19 protein-coding genes are annotated in these 18,876 nt (G+C 33.3%); 11 read left to right on the top strand and 8 right to left on the bottom strand.

The window, feature by feature from the left end:
- The 3 genes from porG to HM986_RS13450 form a co-directional block, all read right to left on the bottom strand.
- Window positions 1-690 (bottom strand): type IX secretion system protein PorG, encoded by a 690-nt coding sequence (gene porG / locus HM986_RS13460; protein WP_179335619.1) that lies wholly within the window; start codon window positions 688-690, stop codon window positions 1-3.
- Window positions 691-800: 110 nt separating this feature from the next.
- Entirely contained in the window at window positions 801-1,682 is an 882-nt protein-coding gene (locus tag HM986_RS13455; RefSeq protein ID WP_179335618.1) for an NAD kinase, read from the bottom strand.
- Window positions 1,682-2,338: a CBS domain-containing protein gene (locus HM986_RS13450; RefSeq protein ID WP_179335617.1), complete on the bottom strand. Its 657-nt coding sequence runs from the start codon at window positions 2,336-2,338 to the stop codon at window positions 1,682-1,684. Before HM986_RS13450 ends, HM986_RS13455 begins: the two co-directional genes overlap by 1 nt.
- 89 nt (window positions 2,339-2,427) lie before the next feature.
- Between HM986_RS13450 and HM986_RS13445 the strand changes: the two genes are divergently transcribed.
- The 7 genes from HM986_RS13445 (at window position 2,428) to clpX (ending at window position 9,155) form a co-directional block, all read left to right on the top strand.
- Complete coding sequence (locus HM986_RS13445; RefSeq protein ID WP_179335616.1) at window positions 2,428-3,141, top strand: pyridoxine 5'-phosphate synthase; 714 nt, start codon at window positions 2,428-2,430, stop codon at window positions 3,139-3,141.
- Between the two features lie 155 nt (window positions 3,142-3,296).
- A complete protein-coding gene (locus HM986_RS13440; protein ID WP_179335615.1) occupies window positions 3,297-4,058 on the top strand; it encodes an alpha/beta fold hydrolase in 762 nt (253 codons plus the stop codon).
- Between the two features lie 22 nt (window positions 4,059-4,080).
- Window positions 4,081-5,175 carry a hypothetical protein gene (locus tag HM986_RS13435; RefSeq protein ID WP_179335614.1) on the top strand — a complete coding sequence of 365 codons (1,095 nt, stop codon included), beginning with the start codon at window positions 4,081-4,083 and terminating at the stop codon, window positions 5,173-5,175.
- 43 nt (window positions 5,176-5,218) lie between these two features.
- Window positions 5,219-5,566, top strand: a complete 348-nt coding sequence (locus HM986_RS13430) for a phage holin family protein (RefSeq protein WP_179335613.1) — start codon at window positions 5,219-5,221, stop codon at window positions 5,564-5,566.
- A gap of 79 nt (window positions 5,567-5,645) precedes the next feature.
- On the top strand, window positions 5,646-6,968 hold the full coding sequence (tig, locus tag HM986_RS13425) for a trigger factor (protein WP_179335612.1): 1,323 nt from the start codon (window positions 5,646-5,648) through the stop codon (window positions 6,966-6,968).
- Window positions 6,969-7,177: 209 nt separating this feature from the next.
- On the top strand, window positions 7,178-7,852 hold the full coding sequence (locus tag HM986_RS13420) for a ClpP family protease (protein WP_179335611.1): 675 nt from the start codon (window positions 7,178-7,180) through the stop codon (window positions 7,850-7,852).
- A gap of 73 nt (window positions 7,853-7,925) precedes the next feature.
- Window positions 7,926-9,155: an ATP-dependent Clp protease ATP-binding subunit ClpX gene (gene clpX, locus HM986_RS13415; protein WP_179335610.1), complete on the top strand. Its 1,230-nt coding sequence runs from the start codon at window positions 7,926-7,928 to the stop codon at window positions 9,153-9,155.
- A gap of 323 nt (window positions 9,156-9,478) precedes the next feature.
- Here the strand turns inward: clpX and HM986_RS13410 are convergent, their stop codons facing one another.
- Window positions 9,479-10,996 (bottom strand): GH3 auxin-responsive promoter family protein, encoded by a 1,518-nt coding sequence (locus HM986_RS13410; RefSeq protein ID WP_179335609.1) that lies wholly within the window; start codon window positions 10,994-10,996, stop codon window positions 9,479-9,481.
- 52 nt (window positions 10,997-11,048) lie between these two features.
- On the opposite strand from HM986_RS13410, the gene HM986_RS13405 reads away from it, so the two are divergent.
- Window positions 11,049-11,840: a DUF2797 domain-containing protein gene (locus HM986_RS13405; protein WP_179335763.1), complete on the top strand. Its 792-nt coding sequence runs from the start codon at window positions 11,049-11,051 to the stop codon at window positions 11,838-11,840.
- Window positions 11,841-11,871: 31 nt separating this feature from the next.
- The gene (locus tag HM986_RS13400) at window positions 11,872-12,108 is read left to right on the top strand and encodes a PLDc N-terminal domain-containing protein (RefSeq protein WP_179335608.1); all 237 of its coding nucleotides are present in this window, start codon (window positions 11,872-11,874) and stop codon (window positions 12,106-12,108) included.
- 88 nt (window positions 12,109-12,196) lie between these two features.
- On the opposite strand, the gene HM986_RS13395 is transcribed toward HM986_RS13400, so the two are convergent.
- Both HM986_RS13395 and HM986_RS13390 read right to left on the bottom strand, forming a co-directional pair.
- Window positions 12,197-12,931: a LytR/AlgR family response regulator transcription factor gene (locus tag HM986_RS13395; RefSeq protein WP_179335607.1), complete on the bottom strand. Its 735-nt coding sequence runs from the start codon at window positions 12,929-12,931 to the stop codon at window positions 12,197-12,199.
- Between the two features lie 67 nt (window positions 12,932-12,998).
- Entirely contained in the window at window positions 12,999-15,167 is a 2,169-nt protein-coding gene (locus tag HM986_RS13390) for a tetratricopeptide repeat-containing sensor histidine kinase (RefSeq protein WP_179335606.1), read from the bottom strand.
- A gap of 213 nt (window positions 15,168-15,380) precedes the next feature.
- Here HM986_RS13390 and HM986_RS13385 point away from each other — a divergent pair, with 213 nt between their 5' ends.
- Both HM986_RS13385 and HM986_RS13380 read left to right on the top strand, forming a co-directional pair.
- The gene (locus HM986_RS13385; protein ID WP_179335605.1) at window positions 15,381-16,409 is read left to right on the top strand and encodes an SIMPL domain-containing protein; all 1,029 of its coding nucleotides are present in this window, start codon (window positions 15,381-15,383) and stop codon (window positions 16,407-16,409) included.
- Window positions 16,410-16,417: 8 nt separating this feature from the next.
- Complete coding sequence (locus tag HM986_RS13380; protein ID WP_179335604.1) at window positions 16,418-17,584, top strand: vWA domain-containing protein; 1,167 nt, start codon at window positions 16,418-16,420, stop codon at window positions 17,582-17,584.
- A gap of 64 nt (window positions 17,585-17,648) precedes the next feature.
- Here HM986_RS13380 and HM986_RS13375 read toward each other — a convergent pair whose 3' ends face one another.
- Window positions 17,649-18,662: a PorP/SprF family type IX secretion system membrane protein gene (locus HM986_RS13375; protein ID WP_179335603.1), complete on the bottom strand. Its 1,014-nt coding sequence runs from the start codon at window positions 18,660-18,662 to the stop codon at window positions 17,649-17,651.
- 7 nt (window positions 18,663-18,669) lie between these two features.
- Window positions 18,670-18,876, bottom strand: a 207-nt coding sequence (locus HM986_RS13370; RefSeq protein ID WP_179335602.1) for a T9SS type B sorting domain-containing protein, incomplete at its 5' end; no start/stop codon positions are given.

Below are 18,876 nucleotides of genomic sequence, written 5' to 3'. Positions count from 1 at the left end.
TTAAAAATTGCAATAGCAAGGTCTTCTACCAAAGGTGTAAGTTAATGTAATTCCAGTAAACATATACCAATCGTTATTATTAGTGTTCCCAAAACTTAACGCCTCTCTATCTTTAGAATCTGGCACACTTCCATCCAATTCATCAGAAAAAGTATAGCGTGCACCGATTTCACCAGCTAAAACTAATTGGTTTGATATGTTTGTTTTGTAGCCTAAAGCCATAGGAATACCTAATGCCCAACTATTCGTATTTTCTGATGTGTACTCACCATTTGCTAAAAAATAAGAATTATCATGATGAGTAAATGTAATCCCAGAGTAGAGATAAGGAGTTCCTTTTGTTCCAATAGTATGGAGATCGAACTCGAAAAATGTAAATTCCATACCCAATGAAATCTCTATAATACTGGTATCAAATTCGTAATTGCGCTCTACTCTTCTTGGATCATCAGAATCTCTATCAATTCCTTTTAAGTCTGAAAAAATAACAGAAGCTCTAAATGAGTGTCTCTCACTGCGGTTCCATCTTCCTAGAACACCAAATGCAGCTTGATTTGGAGAAATGTAATCCGTTGCTCCAACATCACCAATAAAATTACTCCCACCTGCAAATACGCCAACCTCATAAATCTGAGCGCCAACATTTTTTGGGATAAAAGTGCACAATAAAAGCAGAAAAAAATACTTCATAGAGTTTTCAAAGTTTGCAAATATAACAATTCTGATTTGTGCGCAATAATTTGACACAAATAGTCTTACAGATAAACAGTTTTTGAAAGTAATTATTGTACAAACCTACTTTAGTTACGACGATCTTCTCCCCAAAGCAGTTTTTTTCGTAGGGTTGCCAGAAAGGATTCATCTAGAAGTTCTACCATTTTTATTACAAAATCAGCTTTTCTTACGGTGACTGTTGTCGTATTTGAAAGTGTAACAATCCGTGAGTCTAAAGACATCAAAAACTGATCCTCTCTACCGTTTACTCTAAGCGTCACTGTTTTACTGTCAGGCAAAACTAATGGTCTTGCACTTAAATTATGAGGAGCTATAGTGGTTAACACAAAGTTTTTTGCATTTGGTGCAATAACTGGTCCTCCACAACTTAACGAATACCCAGTAGAGCCCGTTGGAGTAGACAAAATAAGTCCATCTGCCCAATACGTAGTTAAAAACTCATCGTCGAGATGGGTTTCTATAGTTATCATAGATGTCGTGTTTTTTCGACTTATAGCAATTTCATTAAGTGCGAAATGCGTACTTACAATATCTTGATGCTCTGGGTCTGTTGAAACACTTAGCAACGAACGTTCAGAAATCTTATAATCTCCATTAAAAATTTCTGTTAATGCAGTTTGTATATCATCGATTTGTATCGTAGCTAAAAAACCTAAGCGTCCTGTATTAATACCAACTACTGGTATCGCTAAATCGCCAACGTATGTAATAGCACGCAAAATGGTACCATCACCACCAACACTAATTAATAAATCAAAAGTTGCATCTAACTCGCTAAATGTAGTTATTTCGGTATTCTCTTTTACAAAAGCCTTTTGCGTATCCAAAAACTCACGTTCTATAAACACCTGAGCTTGTTTTGCCAACAAAACATCTATTAGTTTTTCAACGGCTATTTGTGTGGTCTCTTTTATGTAATTCTGACCATAAATCGCTACCTTCTTCATTACATGTTTAGGTATTTATCGAGGTATTGCGAACGTTCTTTTAAGGTTTCGAGATAAGAATCATCTTCATGCCCAGAAACAATATTATAACTGTAGCGTCTAAATGATTGTATAATATCATTCAGACTAGTATTACTTATTTTCAAAGTTACTCTTGCTAAATCACCTTCCATTTTAGACACAAAAGCACCTAGAAGTTTCGTGTCATTAGACTCTACAATCTGGCTAATTTCACTAAATGAATAGTCGTTAATACCTTTTTCAACTATCAAAATACCACCTGGCTCGGCAAAAAATGGTGTCTCATTAAACAAATGTATAATATCATTTAACTCGTAATAACCAATATATTTATTATTAAGATCCAATATAGGCATTATATTAGAGTCATTCTGAGCAAATGCTTCTAATACATCTAACCAAATAGTTGTAGGCCTCACAAAAAAACCTTCAATAGCGTAGTTGCACTCGCCAATTGTCTTAGCTCCATCAAAACAATGAGCGTCTGTTTCAGAAACACACCCCATATAAACCCCATCGTTCTCAATCGGAATATGAGAATACGTTAGCTGATTAAAGAGTAATTTTAAATCACCTACTTTATCAGCTATACCTAGCGGTCTAATATCATTTATTATATAGTCTTGAAGCTCCATTAACCTGTATAAATATGTTGCAAATTAATCAAAAATAACCACAAAATACGTCTCCTACTTTGTATTTTTGTGATTCAAAACCTATTACAATGACAAAGCTAAGTGTTAATATAAATAAGATTGCCACATTAAGAAATAGTCGCGGAGGTGATGTTCCTAATGTAGTGCAGTTTGCCAAAGACGTACAGCGTTTTGGTGGTGAAGGTGTTACTATTCATCCAAGACCAGACGAAAGACATATTCGCTACCAAGATGCTTACGATTTAAAATCTGAAGTTTACACAGAATACAACATAGAAGGCAACCCTATTCCGAAGTTTGTGGATATGGTTTTAAAAATTAAACCCACACAAGTCACTTTAGTACCAGATTCAGTTGATGCTATTACCTCTAATGCAGGTTGGGATACTATTAAACATAAAGATTTTTTAATTGAAGTGATTAAAGAATTTAAAGCAAACGGCATTAGAACATCCATATTTGTAGATCCCGATTTACGTCAAATTGAAGGTGCCAAAGCTACAGGAACGGACCGCATAGAATTATATACAGAGGCATTTGCCCATCAGTATAGTTTAGGAAATGAAGACTCCATTAAGCCTTATATGGAATGTGCCGGCTTGGCCAACACTTTACAATTAGGTATTAATGCAGGTCATGATTTATCTTTGGATAATATCGCATTTTTTAAAGAAAACATTACAGGTTTATTAGAGGTGTCTATAGGACATGCACTAATTGCTGAAAGTCTATATATGGGAGTTGAGAATGTGATTGGGATGTATTTAGAAAAGCTTAAATAAGAATTTAAAAGTATTTCACGCAGATCCGCAAAGAAAAACTCACTCATATAATAATATCACGTTCAATAAGTCCCTATAATTCATAAATAAATTTCACATCCACACAACCACACACAGCTATGGGCCTTTGCGCCTCTGGGTGAAAAAAAAATTATATGCAACTACACTCAAACATTATAGGAGAAGGTAAACCTTTTATTATCCTTCATGGTTTTTTAGGTATGGGAGACAATTGGAAAACCTTAGCTAAGCAATTTTCTGAGTCAAATTTTGAAGTTCATCTTGTAGACCAACGAAATCACGGTCGTAGTTTCCATTCTGAAGAATTTGACTATGAAGTAATGGCCAAAGACTTAAAACACTATTGCGAAGATAAAAATCTAAGTGATATTATTTTACTAGGGCATTCCATGGGAGGAAAAACAGCAATGCTATTTGCTGCAAAACATCCTGAATTAGTAAGTAAACTAATGGTTGCCGATATTTCACCACGGTATTATCCCGTGCATCACGATGCTATTTTGGAAGGCCTAAGCAGCTTAGATTTCTCTGAAATTAAAAGTCGTGGAGAAGCAGATACTGCGCTAAGCAGTTATGTTCGCGACACCGGAACTCGAATGTTTTTACTCAAAAATTTATATTGGGTAGAAAAAGGACAATTGGGCTTGCGCATGAATTTGAGCGTCTTAAAAGAAAATGTTTCTGAAGTTGGAGAAGCACTTCCAATACATGCCACCTTTCAAAAAGACACTTTATTTTTACGTGGTGATCGTTCCGAATATATTGGAGAAGCTGATGAAGCTATCATTCAGCGTCATTTTCCAAATTCTGAAATTATTACTATTTCAAATGCAGGTCATTGGTTACATGCCGAAAACCCAAAGGATTTTTATGCTGCTGTAATGAACTTTATTTAATTTCAACATCTACCTTATCACTATGAAGTATCTAATTGTAATTATCCTCTACTTATTTAGCTTTCAGTTTACAATGGCTCAAGACATGCCAGACGGACCATATCAAGACTATTACGATTCTGGGGAACTCAAAGAAGAAGGGCAGTACAAAAATAACAAACGTATTGGCGGGTGGAAAATGTATTACAAAAACGGACAAGTTTCAAAAGTATTTAGCTATAATGACGGCAAATATAACGATGCATCAATTACATACTACGACAATGGTATCGTAAGTAACAAAACAGAATTAGAGGATGGGGTCTATGTTACAATCGCCTATTATAAAAGCGGTAATCTAGACTATAAAAGACAAAATGAATCAGGCTATTTTAAAAGTTATTATGAAAGCGGTGCCAAAGAAATAGAAGCTAACTATTTTGAATTTGATTTAGTTGGCGAATGGAAAAAATACCACGAAAATGGTAAACTTGAATGGCTCGTCACTTATAAAGAAGGCTACAGAAATGGCCTTTACAAAAAATATGATGAATATGGCAACCTAAAACTTGAAGGCACTAACCTAAAAGATAAGGTTGATGGTGAAGAAAAAAGATATCTACCAGGTCATATTTTGGAATGGACAGGGAAATATTCTAAAGGTCTTTTAAACAGCACATGGGTTAAGTTTGACGCCACAGGAAAGAAAATTGAAAAGGTTAAGTTTAAAGATGGCATTGCTTCAAAGTCTAAATTCAAAGACATATTAAAACCAACCAAAGTTGCCGACGGTGTTATAGAACTTGTACCTGTTTATCCAGGCTGTGAAGAAATGTTAACTAATAAAACTAGAAGAGCATGCATGAACACAAATATAAATCAACTCATTGGTAAAAATTTCAACACTTATTTAGCTACAGATTTAAATTTATTAGGAAGACAAAGAATCGTTCTTAATTTCAAAATAGATAAAGCTGGTAAAGTCATAGAGGCTAAAGCAAGAGCACCACATCCTGGCTTAGCCGCAGAAGCCGTAAGAGTTATAAAACTCCTACCAATTGTAGAGCCAGCATACCAACGAGATAAACCTGTTATTATTCCGTTTTCAATACCTATTGTTTTTCAAATTCAGAAATAACTATCAATTATTTAGTATCTTATACTTTAATTCAAAAAAAAATATGAATCTCATCATTCGACTTTTACTAAACGCCTTAGCCGTTTTTGTTTTAGCAAACATCCTCAATGGTGTCACTGTAGATGGTTATGCCGGAGCAATTATTGTAGCCATTGTACTGGCTATTCTCAATTTACTAGTTAAACCAATATTAGTTATTTTAACCATACCCGTAACTATTATAACCTTAGGTCTTTTTCTATTAGTCATTAATGCTCTTATTATATTATTAGCAAGTAGTCTTATCTCTGGATTTGGAGTCTCTGGCTTTTGGACCGCATTGCTTTTCAGTATTCTTTTATCCCTTTTGCAATCGTTATTGCAATCATTCTTAAAAGAAGATAAAAAGTAGCTTAAGTTCAAACGCTTAAAACTATTGTTGGGTTGCAAAAAATATTGTATTTTTGCAGCCCAATTTTAGTTTCAAAAAAATGAATATTACAAGAGAAAACATCGATGCATTAAATGCAGTTGTAAAAGTGGACATCGCTAAAGAAGATTATAGCGACAAAGTAGAGAAAATCTTAGTAGATTACCGCAAGTCTGCTAACATTCCTGGTTTTAGAAAAGGTCATGTACCGATGGGAATGGTAAAGAAGCAATATGGTAAAGCTGTATTGGTAGATGAAGTAAATAAATTACTTCAAGATGCGCTTGGAAAATATTTAGTTGAAGAAAAATTAGATGTTTTAGGTAATCCATTACCAAAAGCACAAGACGATTTAAATTGGGATGCTGAGGCATTCACTTTCGAATTTGAGTTAGGACTAGCTCCTGAATTCGATGTAGATTTGAAAAGCAAAAAAGCAATAACACATTATAATATTGTGGCGGATGACAAGATGATCAATGAACAGATTGAACATATCCAAAAACAATACGGAAAGATCGTTTCTCAAGACGCCGTAACTGAAGCTTCTGAAATCACAGGAACTTTCACTAACGAAGAAAAAGAAATTGATAATTCTACCATGTTAACTTTAGACAAGTTAAAAGGAAAAGCAAATTCTAAGAAATTTATAGGAGCTAAAGTTGGAGACGTTATTACCTTAAAAACAAAAGGATTATTTAGCGACGACCACGATTTAATGAATGCTTTAAAAGTAGCTCATGATGATGCTCATGGTTTAGAAATCGAAGTAGATTTTACAATCACTGAAATTAACGACCGTGAATTAGCAGACTTAGATCAAGAGTTATTCGATAAATTATTTGGAGAAGGGGCTGTAAGTTCTGTAACGGAATTGAAAGATAAAATTAAAGAAGACTCAGAAAAACAATTTGTTCAACAAGGAGATCAGAAATTATTAAATGACGTTACTGAAAATTTAGTTGAAAATACCAAATTCGATTTACCTTCAAGTTTTTTACAAAAATGGATGCAAACTGCCGGTGAAGAGCAAATGACTGAAGAGCAAGCTAAAGAAGAATATGAAAAGTCTGAAAAAAGCATGCGTTACCAACTTATTGAAGGAAAACTAATCACGGAACATAAGCTTCAGGTTCAGTTTGAAGAATTGAAAGCGTATTCAATGGACATGATTAAAGGTCAGATGGCTCAGTTTGGTCAAATGAATCCTTCAGATAAAGAATTAGAAGACATCGCGGCACGTATTTTAGGAAATCAAGATGAAGTAAAGCGTATGTCAGAACAGTTAATGAGTCAAAAATTATTAAACTTATACAAGACAGAAGCTAATATTAAAACAAAAGACATCACTTATGATGATTTTGTAAAAGAATTCTACAGCTAATTTTAAAAATATTAAGGCTAAGCCTTAAAACCTTAAAATGTGGTTAACGTTAAAACGCTAACCTAAAAATTATTAGTATCTTTAAGGCGTAAAATGTAAAAGTTTTACGCTTTTTTTTGGAATATATTTTTTACAAAAAATCGATATCACACTGAGCACAGTAGTAGTGCTTTATTGAAAAAACATTAATTAAAAGAATTAAAATTCATATGGATTACGGAAAAGAATTTGAAAAATTTGCAATAAAAGACCAAGGTATAAATAGTAACTATTACTCTAAGATTATTGAGAGTATGTACCCTTCTAATATGACGCCTAATATTATTGAAGAACGTCAGATGAATATCGCCGTTTTTGATGTATTCTCGCGTTTAATGATGGACCGTATAATATTTTTAGGCACAGGAGTTAATGACCAAGTTGCAAATATTATACAAGCACAATTATTGTTTTTGCAAAGTACTGATGCTTCAAAAGATATTCAAATTTATATTAATTCTCCAGGAGGTTCTGTATATGCAGGTTTAGGGATCTATGATACCATGCAATTTGTAAAACCAGATGTAGCAACGATTTGTACTGGTATTGCAGCATCAATGGCAGCTGTATTATTGTGTGCTGGTGCAGAAGGAAAACGTTCGGCATTAAAACATTCTCGTGTAATGATTCACCAAGTAAGTAGTGGAACTCAAGGGCAGTTAAGCGATATGCAAATTGCATTAAAGGAAACGATTAGAGTTAAAGAGGAATTATATGCTGTAATAGCTAAGCATTCTGGAAAATCTATTGAGCAGGTTGAAAAAGATTCTGATAGAGATTATTGGATGCGTTCACAAGAGGCTTTAGATTACGGAATGATTGATGAAATTTTAGAACGCAAGTAATCCAAAATACTTTCGACTTATAATTAAAATGTAAAATTAGATTTCTGCTTTCGCAGGAATTAAAAAATTGATAATGGCAAAGGAAGAATTAGAATGTTCATTTTGTGGTAGGAAAAAGCCAGAGACCAGCTTGCTAATAGCGGGTTTGGATGCACATATCTGTGATCGTTGTATTGAGCAAGCACATGGTATAGTTATAGAAGAGTCTAAACAATCTGGTAATTCAGAATTAAGCTCAGAGCTGATGCTTAAAAAGCCCAAAGAAATTAAAGGCTTTTTAGACGAGTATATCATAGGACAAGAAAACACCAAACGTGTAATGTCTGTTGCGGTTTACAATCACTATAAGCGTTTATTACAGCCACCATCTGATGATGATATTGAAATACAAAAAAGTAATATCATTATGGTTGGGCAAACAGGTACAGGAAAAACATTAATGGCTAAGACCATTTCTAAAATGTTAAATGTCCCTTTGGCAATTGTTGATGCGACGGTACTTACAGAAGCAGGTTATGTGGGTGAAGATGTAGAAAGCATATTAACGCGCTTATTACAAGCTGCAGACTATAATCTTGAAAAAGCAGAACGCGGTATTGTGTTTATTGATGAAATCGATAAGATTGCACGTAAAAGTGATAATCCTTCTATAACTAGAGATGTTTCTGGAGAAGGAGTACAACAAGCCTTACTAAAACTATTAGAAGGTACAGTGGTTAATGTACCACCAAAAGGAGGTCGTAAGCACCCCGATCAAAAATTTATCGAAGTTAACACTGAAAACATTCTATTTATTGCAGGTGGAGCTTTTGACGGTATTGAGCGCGCCATTTCCAAACGTTTGAATATGCAAGCTATGGGATATAGCGCCATGAAAACAGATACTATAGACAAGGATAACATTCTACAATATATTATCCCTAAAGATTTAAAAGATTTTGGATTAATACCAGAAATCATAGGTCGTCTACCTGTGTTAACATACATGGATCCTTTAGATGCTAAAACATTACGAGCAATACTGACTGAACCTAAAAACGCCATCATTAAACAATACAAAAAATTGTTTGAGATGGATGACGTTGAGTTTACAATTACAGACGGTGCTTTAGATTATATCGTTGGAAAAGCTATTGAGTACAAGCTTGGTGCTCGTGGTTTAAGATCCCTTTGCGAAGAGATTTTAACTGAAGCGATGTTTGAGTTACCGAGCTCAGATGAAACAAAATTAAACGTTACAAAAACGTTTGCTGAAGATCGCTTAAATAAATCGACACTTAAAAAATTGAAAGCCGTTTCATAAGCTCCAATTTAGATCATAAAAAAAGCCACAATTTCAATATTAGAAATTGTGGTTTTTTCGTTTAGTTAGGATTGATTAATTAAATATTGCACGCAATACTATATATACTTGAGGGAATTTATATTAATGATAGCACATTTAATTACTGCTAATATAATGGCATAAATTAAAGCAAGATAAATTTGATTTTTTTATTAGATAAAACTTATAAGATTGTCGATATAGTGACTATAAGTGTTTTTATTAGCGATAAAGTGTATCGTAAATAATAGCGATCCTTAAAGTATTATTAGTCATCTTAATTATTATAGTATCTCGGATTTTTACTGATAATTTAACTGTAATAACGCGTCTAAATAAATTCGACTATTAGATAGTCTCGGCACTTTATGCTGACCTCCAAGTTTATTATTTTCCTTTAACCAATCGTAAAATAAATTAGGTCTTGCACTATGTATCTTCGGTTTGTTAAGCGTCATATTGTTAAGACGCTTTGCTTCGTAATCTGAATTTAAAGCTTTTAAAGAATTATCAAACAATTCTTCAAAATGAGACATATTATCCGGAGCTTTTTTAAATTCTATAATCCACTCATGTGCACCTTTTTCTTTCCCTTCCATAAAAACAGGAGCGGCTGTATAATCCACAATTTCCGCAGAAGTGTGCTCACAAACTTTTCTTAGTGCTTCCTCTGCGTTTTCTATAATTAATTCTTCACCAAATGCATTGATATGGTGTTTTGTTCTACCAGACACTTTAATTCTATGAGGACTTAAACTTACAAAACGAATTGTATCACCAATTTTATACCTCCATAAACCTGCGTTCGTCGTAATAATAACCGCATAGTTTGTATTGAGTTTAACATCGCTCAATGGAATTACTACTTGTGCTTCTGTTCCATATGCATCCATTGGAATAAATTCATAGAAAATCCCATAATCTAACATTAATAATAAGTCACTTGAATTATTTTGATCTTGAATTGCAAAAAAGCCTTCGGACGCATTGTATATTTCGTAATACCTAAACTTATTAGATGGTAAAATTGCCTTGTATTGGTCTACATATGGGTTGAAATTTACACCTCCATGAAAATATACTTCTAGATTGGGCCAAATATCAAAAAGACTGTCTTTACCTGTTTTCTCTAAAACATTGTTAAGTAACACTAACATCCAAGATGGCACACCTGCTAAGCTCGTTACGTTTTCCTCTACTGTTTCTTCAACTATAGCCTGCATCTTATGTTCCCAATCACTCATCAGAGAAACTCTGTTACTTGGAGTACTACTAAATTCTGCCCAAAAAGGCATATTATCAATAAGAATTGCACTTAAATCGCCAAATACTGTTCCATTTTCTTTGTACAATTCCTTACTTCCCCCTAAACGTAAGCTTTTACCTGTAAACAACTGTGCATCTTCATTGTTGTTTAAATACATACACAGTAAATCCTTACTAGCTGCATAATGACAATCCTCAAGAGATTCAAAACTTACAGGAATAAACTTACTGTTAGCATTAGTTGTTCCGCTAGATTTAGCAAACCATTTTATAGGTCTTGGCCAAAAAATATTCTGTTCACCATTACGCGAACGCTCTATCAAAGGCTGAAACTCTTCATAGTTTACAATAGGAATTCGCTCGTTAAACTCTCTATAGGTTTTAATAGAATCAAAATCATATTGTTTACCGATCTCAGTGTCCTTTGCTAGTTTTAACAAACTAAAAAGCAACTCGTTCTGTACTTCGTTGGGGTATTTTAAAAACAATTCTATTTGATGAAATCGTTTTTTCAAAAACCAAGACGCAATGGAATTTACAATAGGAATTGGCATGGATTGGCTATCTTTACACTATTAATTAATGCTAAAAATACTAAATTTCTTTATGCTTTATACAGGAGTCCTCACTAAAATGCAAACCGAGTTTTTAGAACCTATTCAGTACTATCTTGTCTTTGAGAATGACTTTATTCATGTAAATCAATTATTAAACAAAACCATTGACATAAAACTAATTGGACACCAATGTTTGAGCTGCGGATTAAACAAACCTATTTATAGACAAGGCTTTTGTAAAACCTGCTTTTTTGATAAACCTTTTGCGGGTGATTGGATTATGCGACCAGAATTGAGCACCGCACATTTAGGGAAAGAAGATAGAGATTTAGACTACGAAACAAAAGTGCAACTACAACCACATATCGTATATTTAGCCAACTCGAGCAATGTAAAAGTTGGAGTAACTAGAAAAAGCCAAGTACCAACCCGTTGGATTGATCAAGGAGCACATGAGGCTGTTGAAATTGTTGAAGTCCCTAACCGTTACTTAGCAGGAATTACTGAAGTTGCTTTAAAAGATTATGTTGCCGATAAAACCAATTGGAGAACGATGTTGAAAAATGATATAAAGGATGAAGATTTATTAGAATGGAAACAAAAATTAAAAGCTTACATTCCTGAGGAGGCTTTACCTTATTTTATTGAAGACAATACGGAAACTCATATTAAATTTCCTGTAAATCAGTATCCCGAAAAACTTAAAAGTCTGAATTTAAGCAAAAACCCCAACTATTCAGGAAAATTAGTTGGAATTAAAGGCCAGTATTTAATTTTTGAAGATAATACCGTTTTTAATGTAAGAGCTAATGAAGGGATGGCCGTAGAATTGAGTATTTAAATATTTTAATTAATTTAAAAAACACTGCGTCATGGGATCATCTTTAATTATCGGCTTTATAATTGTTGCTATTGTATTATGGTTTTGGGCAATTTCTGACATCACCAGATCTCGGTTTAAGCTCCCTTATATGAGTACTGTATGGTTTCTTGTTATTTTATTATTTCCTGTTATAGGTTCTATATTTTATTTACTATTTAGAAAAAAGCATACCACTGGAGGCCCAAGAAAATTTCAACCTAAATTTAACTATAGAGACTTAAATTAATCCGAGAAATATTATTGACACAAACCTCTTTTTTTCCAAGGTTACTATCACTTCTACTTCGCTCAGCAGCCATAAATTAAATAGTGGGTTACTTGAAATAAGATAACAAATCCGATTTCTTAGAAGCTGACACTAGAATTTCTTTACCGTTACTTAAAATCACACTACCTCCTTTGCCTTTTACGTATTTTACAATTTCATTCACATTAACTAAATAGCTCTTATGAACTCTAGCAAAATTGGCATCTTTTAGGCTTTCTTCAATATATTTTAAAGTCTTACTAACGAGTTTCTTTTTGTTGTTATTCAGATATATTTCGGTGTAGTTATCATCAGCCTTGCAATACATAATGTCTGCCGTTTCTATAACTTCAAAACCATCTTGTTGTGGAAGTGTTATTTTACCATTCACAGCATTTGTCTTTGGCACTAAAATTTGATCTTGAAGCGCATCTTCTTTCGTTCTAATTTCAGTAACATAATCCACAGCCTTTATTAACTCATCAATAGAAATTGGCTTCATTAAATAATAAGATGCATGTGCATTTAAAGCATCTATCGCATAATGATTGTAGGCGGTTACAAATATGGTTTCAAAATTAACATCTCCTACTTTATCCAATAAATCGAAGGCATTTCCATAAGGCATTTCTACATCTAAAAATACCACGTCTAAATCATTATTTCTAATTAAAACCAGAGCCTCTTCAACATTAGAAGCTTCTCCTAAAATTGAAATATTAGGACAATACTTCGTTAAATAATTCCGAAGGATTAGTCTGCTATTTTCTTCGTCTTCTACTATAATGGAGTTTAATTTCATAGTCTATAGTTTAAAATGATAAACTCGAAGCTCAAAGTTACTTCCAACTTCAGGCTTCAAACTTTGTTTAGTCTTTTTTCAGTGTCACAACCACCTTCGTCCCTGCATCTTCCAAGTCTTGAAAATCGTTAATTGTAACATCAACTTTATCTTTATACATTTCATTCAAAATGGCAACACGTTTTTTAATGTTGTTCATGCCTTTTGAATTCTGTTTTTTCTGATGATCAGTTTTCAAAGCCTTAGAACGCTTTCTTCCGATGCCATCATCTGAAATGGCAATGGTTATTTCGTCTTTAGATTTTGGTTGGATATGAATATACAAATGTCCTTTTTCTTTTTTATAGCGCAAGCCATGCCAAACCGCGTTTTCGATATATGGCTGTAATAACATTGGTGGAATCTGAAATTCTTCAATATCAATAGTTTCATCGACATCAATAGTATAATCAAACTTATCTTGAAATCTGAAGTGTTCGAGTTTAGTATATAAATTTAGTAACTCGATTTCTTTTTTCAAGGGAATAAAATCTTCTTCACTATTTTCTAAAACGGCACGCATCAATTGTGAAAAATCCGATAAATATTTGTTTGCTGTTCGCTCATCGTTTGTCGCAATAAACGTATTTACAGAGTTTAAGGCGTTAAAAATAAAGTGCGGATTCATTTGGCTTCGCAACGATTTTAAAGCCAGTAAATTATTAGCCAAACGCTGTTGCTTAATGTATTTAAACATTAAAAAACCAGTAATTAACAATAGAATTAAACCACCTATTAAAGAATAAATAATGAGTTGTTGACTTTTGTTGCGTTCTTGGGTCAACTCATAAGTACTTTTAGATAATGCGCGATCACTCTCTAGAGAGGTTATTCTATTTTGTTGTTCAGCAATGCTGCGGCTAAAGCGGGCGGCTTGAGAAATTTCTTGGATTTTTTTTGTATAAAGCTCGTCAACAACGTCTTTATATTCATCATTATAAGCTATTGTTTTTTCTGTGTTACCCAATCTCGCATTAACTTCAGAAAGCTTACGTGTGGCATCTAGTTTTACATCTAAATCACCCCTTTCACCTGCTTCCTCCCTACTTTTCTCTAAATACGGAATGGCATTCGTTAAATCGTTGCTCAGCAAATACGCATTACCAATTTTATAATTTTGCTTTTGCGATGTAATTGGACTTTCGTTGCTAATAACAGAATCGTTCTCAATATCTTTAATTCCTTCTATAGCCAATTTCCGTAATACAATCTCACTTTCGTATTCTGCATTATCGCTATTAAATTCAGCGACTTTGACCTGCTCTTCTACCGCTCGTTTTTTATTTTCTTGCTTTGCTAAATTCAGTGAATTCGTAAAGTATCCTTTAGCCTTACTAGTTTGCCCTTGCGCGCTGTAAACTTGTGCTATTTTAGAATTTAAATCAGTAACTTTTGGAGCTATGAGGTGTTTTTGAGCCACTTCTAAACCGTCTTCATAAGCCTTTACGGCTTTAGTAAACGCTTTTAGTTTTACATAAGTATCACCAATTCCTTCGTACCATACTGTTTTCTCATAATTAGATAAATTCTTTTCCTCTAACCCTTTATATGAAGACAGACTCGTTTCATAATCACCATTATTAAGATACCCTTTAGATAATTTAAGTCTTACGGAAATTGTTTCTACATTTTGAAGACTAATTTTATAAGCGGAAATCGCCAAATCGAACTGTTTCCAATGCATATAAACATCACCCAACACATCATAAGCCTCAGCGTTTTGCGAACTACTCGTATTTACATTTAAAGCATCACCAATAAATTTTATGCTTTTCTCTGCATCCTTTTTAAGATAAACATCTGCAGAATCTATCATCTGATTAAAACGCTTAGAATCCCCTTTGTTTATTCCTCTCGAATTAGATTGTTTAGCATCTACCACTTCAATACTAATTTGTTCATCAGACTTTATAATATAATAAACGGTTTCAAAATCGGGATGCTTAATAATAAGTTCATCTCCTATTTTAGCTCTAATATTAAATGAGCCATCAAAACTAGTGGTAACATATCTTCCTCCGTTTACTAATATCTCAACATTCCTGTAAGGCTTATTTGTTCCTTTTTCGGATACAGAACCCCTAATCGTAAAAGCAGCCTTTTCATTTGCACTATCAATCTTTATATTTTGGCCGAAGGTTGTATAACCTATAAAGAAAAATAGTAAGAGTATATAATATGTTTTAGAAATCTTCACGTCATATTTAATTAGTTGGACTAAACTACATACTTTATTTGGTTTCAAAAAATGACCTCTTCGAAATTCGATTTCTATTTAAGCTTAAAATGTCACCTCTACTAAAATTGCAGAGCACATCACTCAGTCGAAGTATCACTTTACTCATTCTGATTTTTAATCTCTGTTTTATAGGTAGAGCTTTACACCATAAATCAAAAAACAATTAGCACTATGAAAACAATCAATTCAATACTACTCTTATTCATAATAAGTTGGTTTAGCATATCGGCGCAACACCGAGGGAATTACAATGAAATCACCCAAGATATTTCTAGACAAAATATTCTAAGTTCTGGAAATGCACAAATCTATAACCCAACGGTACAACAACAAATTAATCAGACGCTTCATCCAAGTAATATATTGACCATTGATGTAAAAGCGCTTCAAAATGTAAGTGCTACAACTTATACAGCCCTATTTAATGTATCTCAAATGGGACCTTCAGCTGAAATTACAAATAAGCTTATGAAAGACCGTATAGACCAAATTAAAAATCGCTTAAATGCTAAAGGGATTACTCAAAACGATATCGCCATTGATGTGATTTCTTTTATTCCGATTTATGAAGTTGAAGTCACTAAGAAATTATTTAGTAAAACCTATACAGAAGTTCCTAAAGGCTTTGAATTACAACAGAACATCCATATTCAATTTACAAAAACCAATCAATTTGAAGCTATTTTAGAAGCTTGTGCACAAAGTGAAGTTTATAACTTGGTTAAGGTTGATTATTATGTTGAAAACATTCAGGATGTTTACAAAAATCTTCAAGATCAATTATTAAAACTCATTGAAGAGAAAAAAGCATATTATAAAGTTTTAGGTTTTGATATGTCTGATTATAACGTGGCTATTGCTGACGACAAATACTGTTATTTTCCAAAGGATTTTTACCAAAGCTATCAAGCCTATAATAGCACTTCTGTTGAAGCTTTAGATAAAAATAAAGGCGTTACAACAGTAAAGAAGCAGACCTCTTATTATTATCAACCTTTAACGTATGAAAACTACGATGTGGTAATTAATCCGTCCATTTTAGAACCTGTTATTCAAATAGGAATGAATATAAAACTAGCCTTTACGCCCAAACCTAAAGAGAAAGCTGCATTACCAATTGTAGAAACTAAAATAGACCATAAATACTATGTGATTTCTCCGAACGGCACTATAGATGTTAAAGAATTAAACACTAAATAATGAAACACATGAAAATACAATTTAAAACCTTAATATTTGCATTATGCTTAGCATCGTTAACAGCTTGTAATGCAAATTCGAAAAACAGAACTCAAGATTTAGCCATTTCTGAAACTGTAATTAAAACAACTTCAAAAGTTCAAAATCCTGAAATTAAAGTCGCGTTACTCCTAGATACCAGCAATAGTATGGATGGTTTAATTGATCAAGCCAAAGCGCAACTTTGGAAAATTGTGAATGAATTGTCTTATGCAAAATGCGAAGACCAAAGTCCTAATCTCAAAATCGCACTTTACGAATACGGAAATGATAATCTTAATGCAGATGAAGGTTATTTAAGACAAGTCATTGCTTTTAGTGATGATTTGGATGAAATTTCAAAATCATTATTCTCACTAACCACAAATGGAGGCAATGAATATTGCGGAAAAGTAATTAACACGGCTTTAAGCCAATTAGAATGGGGAGATAGCAAAGCGGATTTAAAACTTATTTTCATCGCAGGAAACGAACCTTATACACAAGGAAACGTCAGTTACAAAGATGCTTCTAAATTAGCACATCAAAATGACGTAACCGTGAATACTATTTTTTGTGGTGATTACAACCAAGGTATTTCAACTAAATGGAAAGATGGAGCGGATTTAACCCATGGCAATTATATCGCTATAAATCACAACCAAGCAACAGTACATGTCGCATCACCGTATGATGATAAAATTTTAGAGCTCAATGAAAAACTAAATACAACTTATGTTGCTTATGGAAGTACAGGTAGAGCTAAAATGGAAATGCAAGCGGAGCAAGACTCTAATGCTAGAAGTTATAATAAAGCGAATGCGGTAAGTAGAACCGTGAGCAAAAGTTCGCGTTTATACAAAAACAGTTCTTGGGATTTGGTAGATGCTGAAAAAGAAGCTGACTTTTCTTATGATGAAATAAAAGATAGCGAATTACCTGAAGAACTAAAGGGAAAATCTAAATCTGAAATCAAAACTTATGTCGAAGAAAAAGCCCAATTGCGTAAAAAACTTCAAGATGAAATAGCAACTTTAAATCTCAACCGACGCGATTATATTGCTAAGCAGACTAAAGACACTAGTAATGGTTTAGAAAATGCGATGATTAAAGCTTTAAAATCACAAGCCGAACAGAAAAATTACAAATGGGAATAATAAGCTAATATCATATAAAAAGAGGCTCAATAACAATTGAGCCTCTTTTTATGTGATACTTTTATTAGTTTACTGCAGGACAGTTACACTCATATTTTTCTCTTCTACAGTTAAAATTAAAACCTAGAGTTAATTGATGAAATCCACCTGTATTAAAATTTACCGTATTTGCTTGGTATGAATACGTATATGCAAACACAAAATTATTATAATCTACTCCTAAAAATGGAGTGATGTATTGTGATTTTTGAGTGCTCACACCAGCTCCATCCTGAAACTCTGCTCCATCTAAACTACGTCTGTAAGATAATCCACCCCAAACTTTACCAAAATCCATTTCCTTGTAAACCTTAGCATTAATATCAATCGAAGATTCTGCCGTTGCATCTCTGTACATATACATAATAGAAGGTTCGTAACTCCACTCACTTCCATATTGACTGAAAGTATATCCAGAAGACAATAAGTAAGTTCTTAAGTTTTTAAATTCGAATTCCCCATTTTGATTATAATTTACACCATCATTATCTAAAATATTCTTAGCGGTAAAATGCGCATAGAAATCTACGAAATGATAAGAAAACCCTACATCAATGTTAAAGTTTGTAGCACTCTGTTCAATTCCTGCAACAGCTGCATCAAACTCACCTGGCGCTAACCAACTTGTTTCATCTAATTTATATTGTAAAAATCCAGCACTCAAACCAAATGACAACATATTTAAATCAATCTCATTTCTTGAAAACATTAAGTGATAAGCAAATGTTGCATATCCACCTACCGTTGAATGATACCCATTAGAGTCATTAAAAAGAACACCACCGATTGCAACAGGAGATTCCCCTATTCTTCCATTCATACTTAAGGTTTGCAGGCTCGGCGCATCATCAACACCAAACCATTGTTGTCTAGCCGTCAATCTTACCTTAGCACAATTTGCGACACCTGCCATAGACGGGTGAATTAAGTAATAATTATCTGTTAAATAATCAGAATAAATAGGAATACCTTCTTGGGCAAAGCTAAAATTAGCTATAAAAGCTATAAATGCTACTAAACAATACTTTTTTAATTTCATAATTTTTTTATCGTTTCAAGGTAAAATGGGCTTTAAATTCTTTACGTACTCCGTCGCTTGGTTCGTCGTACTCTACTGTAAACCAGTAGTCACTCGTTGGCATAGCTTCACCAGCAAACGTTCCATCCCAACCATTTCCATCAGGACTTAATTGTTTCAGTAACTTTCCGTACCGGTCAAATATATAAATTTTTGCATTACTTCCAATACGTTC

Source organism: Winogradskyella costae (assembly GCF_013403865.1).
Lineage (GTDB): Bacteria > Bacteroidota > Bacteroidia > Flavobacteriales > Flavobacteriaceae > Winogradskyella > Winogradskyella costae.
Note: the sequence above shows the minus strand (reverse complement) of the source record. Positions and strands in the feature narration are given on the sequence as shown.

What these genes read in the sequence shown, in the direction of transcription:
- HM986_RS13375 (WP_179335603.1), bottom strand. Translation starts at nt 18,662, where the DNA reads ATGAAATTAAAAAAGTATTGTTTAGTAGCATTTATAGCTTTTATAGCT.
- tig (WP_179335612.1), top strand. Translation starts at nt 5,646, where the DNA reads ATGAATATTACAAGAGAAAACATCGATGCATTAAATGCAGTTGTAAAA.
- HM986_RS13455 (WP_179335618.1), bottom strand. Translation starts at nt 1,682, where the DNA reads ATGAAGAAGGTAGCGATTTATGGTCAGAATTACATAAAAGAGACCACA.
- HM986_RS13445 (WP_179335616.1), top strand. Translation starts at nt 2,428, where the DNA reads ATGACAAAGCTAAGTGTTAATATAAATAAGATTGCCACATTAAGAAAT.
- HM986_RS13430 (WP_179335613.1), top strand. Translation starts at nt 5,219, where the DNA reads ATGAATCTCATCATTCGACTTTTACTAAACGCCTTAGCCGTTTTTGTT.
- HM986_RS13440 (WP_179335615.1), top strand. Translation starts at nt 3,297, where the DNA reads ATGCAACTACACTCAAACATTATAGGAGAAGGTAAACCTTTTATTATC.
- HM986_RS13405 (WP_179335763.1), top strand. Translation starts at nt 11,049, where the DNA reads ATGCTTTATACAGGAGTCCTCACTAAAATGCAAACCGAGTTTTTAGAA.
- HM986_RS13450 (WP_179335617.1), bottom strand. Translation starts at nt 2,338, where the DNA reads ATGGAGCTTCAAGACTATATAATAAATGATATTAGACCGCTAGGTATA.
- clpX (WP_179335610.1), top strand. Translation starts at nt 7,926, where the DNA reads ATGGCAAAGGAAGAATTAGAATGTTCATTTTGTGGTAGGAAAAAGCCA.
- HM986_RS13420 (WP_179335611.1), top strand. Translation starts at nt 7,178, where the DNA reads ATGGATTACGGAAAAGAATTTGAAAAATTTGCAATAAAAGACCAAGGT.
- HM986_RS13380 (WP_179335604.1), top strand. Translation starts at nt 16,418, where the DNA reads ATGAAAATACAATTTAAAACCTTAATATTTGCATTATGCTTAGCATCG.
- HM986_RS13400 (WP_179335608.1), top strand. Translation starts at nt 11,872, where the DNA reads ATGGGATCATCTTTAATTATCGGCTTTATAATTGTTGCTATTGTATTA.
- HM986_RS13395 (WP_179335607.1), bottom strand. Translation starts at nt 12,931, where the DNA reads ATGAAATTAAACTCCATTATAGTAGAAGACGAAGAAAATAGCAGACTA.
- HM986_RS13385 (WP_179335605.1), top strand. Translation starts at nt 15,381, where the DNA reads ATGAAAACAATCAATTCAATACTACTCTTATTCATAATAAGTTGGTTT.
- HM986_RS13435 (WP_179335614.1), top strand. Translation starts at nt 4,081, where the DNA reads ATGAAGTATCTAATTGTAATTATCCTCTACTTATTTAGCTTTCAGTTT.
- HM986_RS13410 (WP_179335609.1), bottom strand. Translation starts at nt 10,996, where the DNA reads ATGCCAATTCCTATTGTAAATTCCATTGCGTCTTGGTTTTTGAAAAAA.
- porG (WP_179335619.1), bottom strand. Translation starts at nt 690, where the DNA reads ATGAAGTATTTTTTTCTGCTTTTATTGTGCACTTTTATCCCAAAAAAT.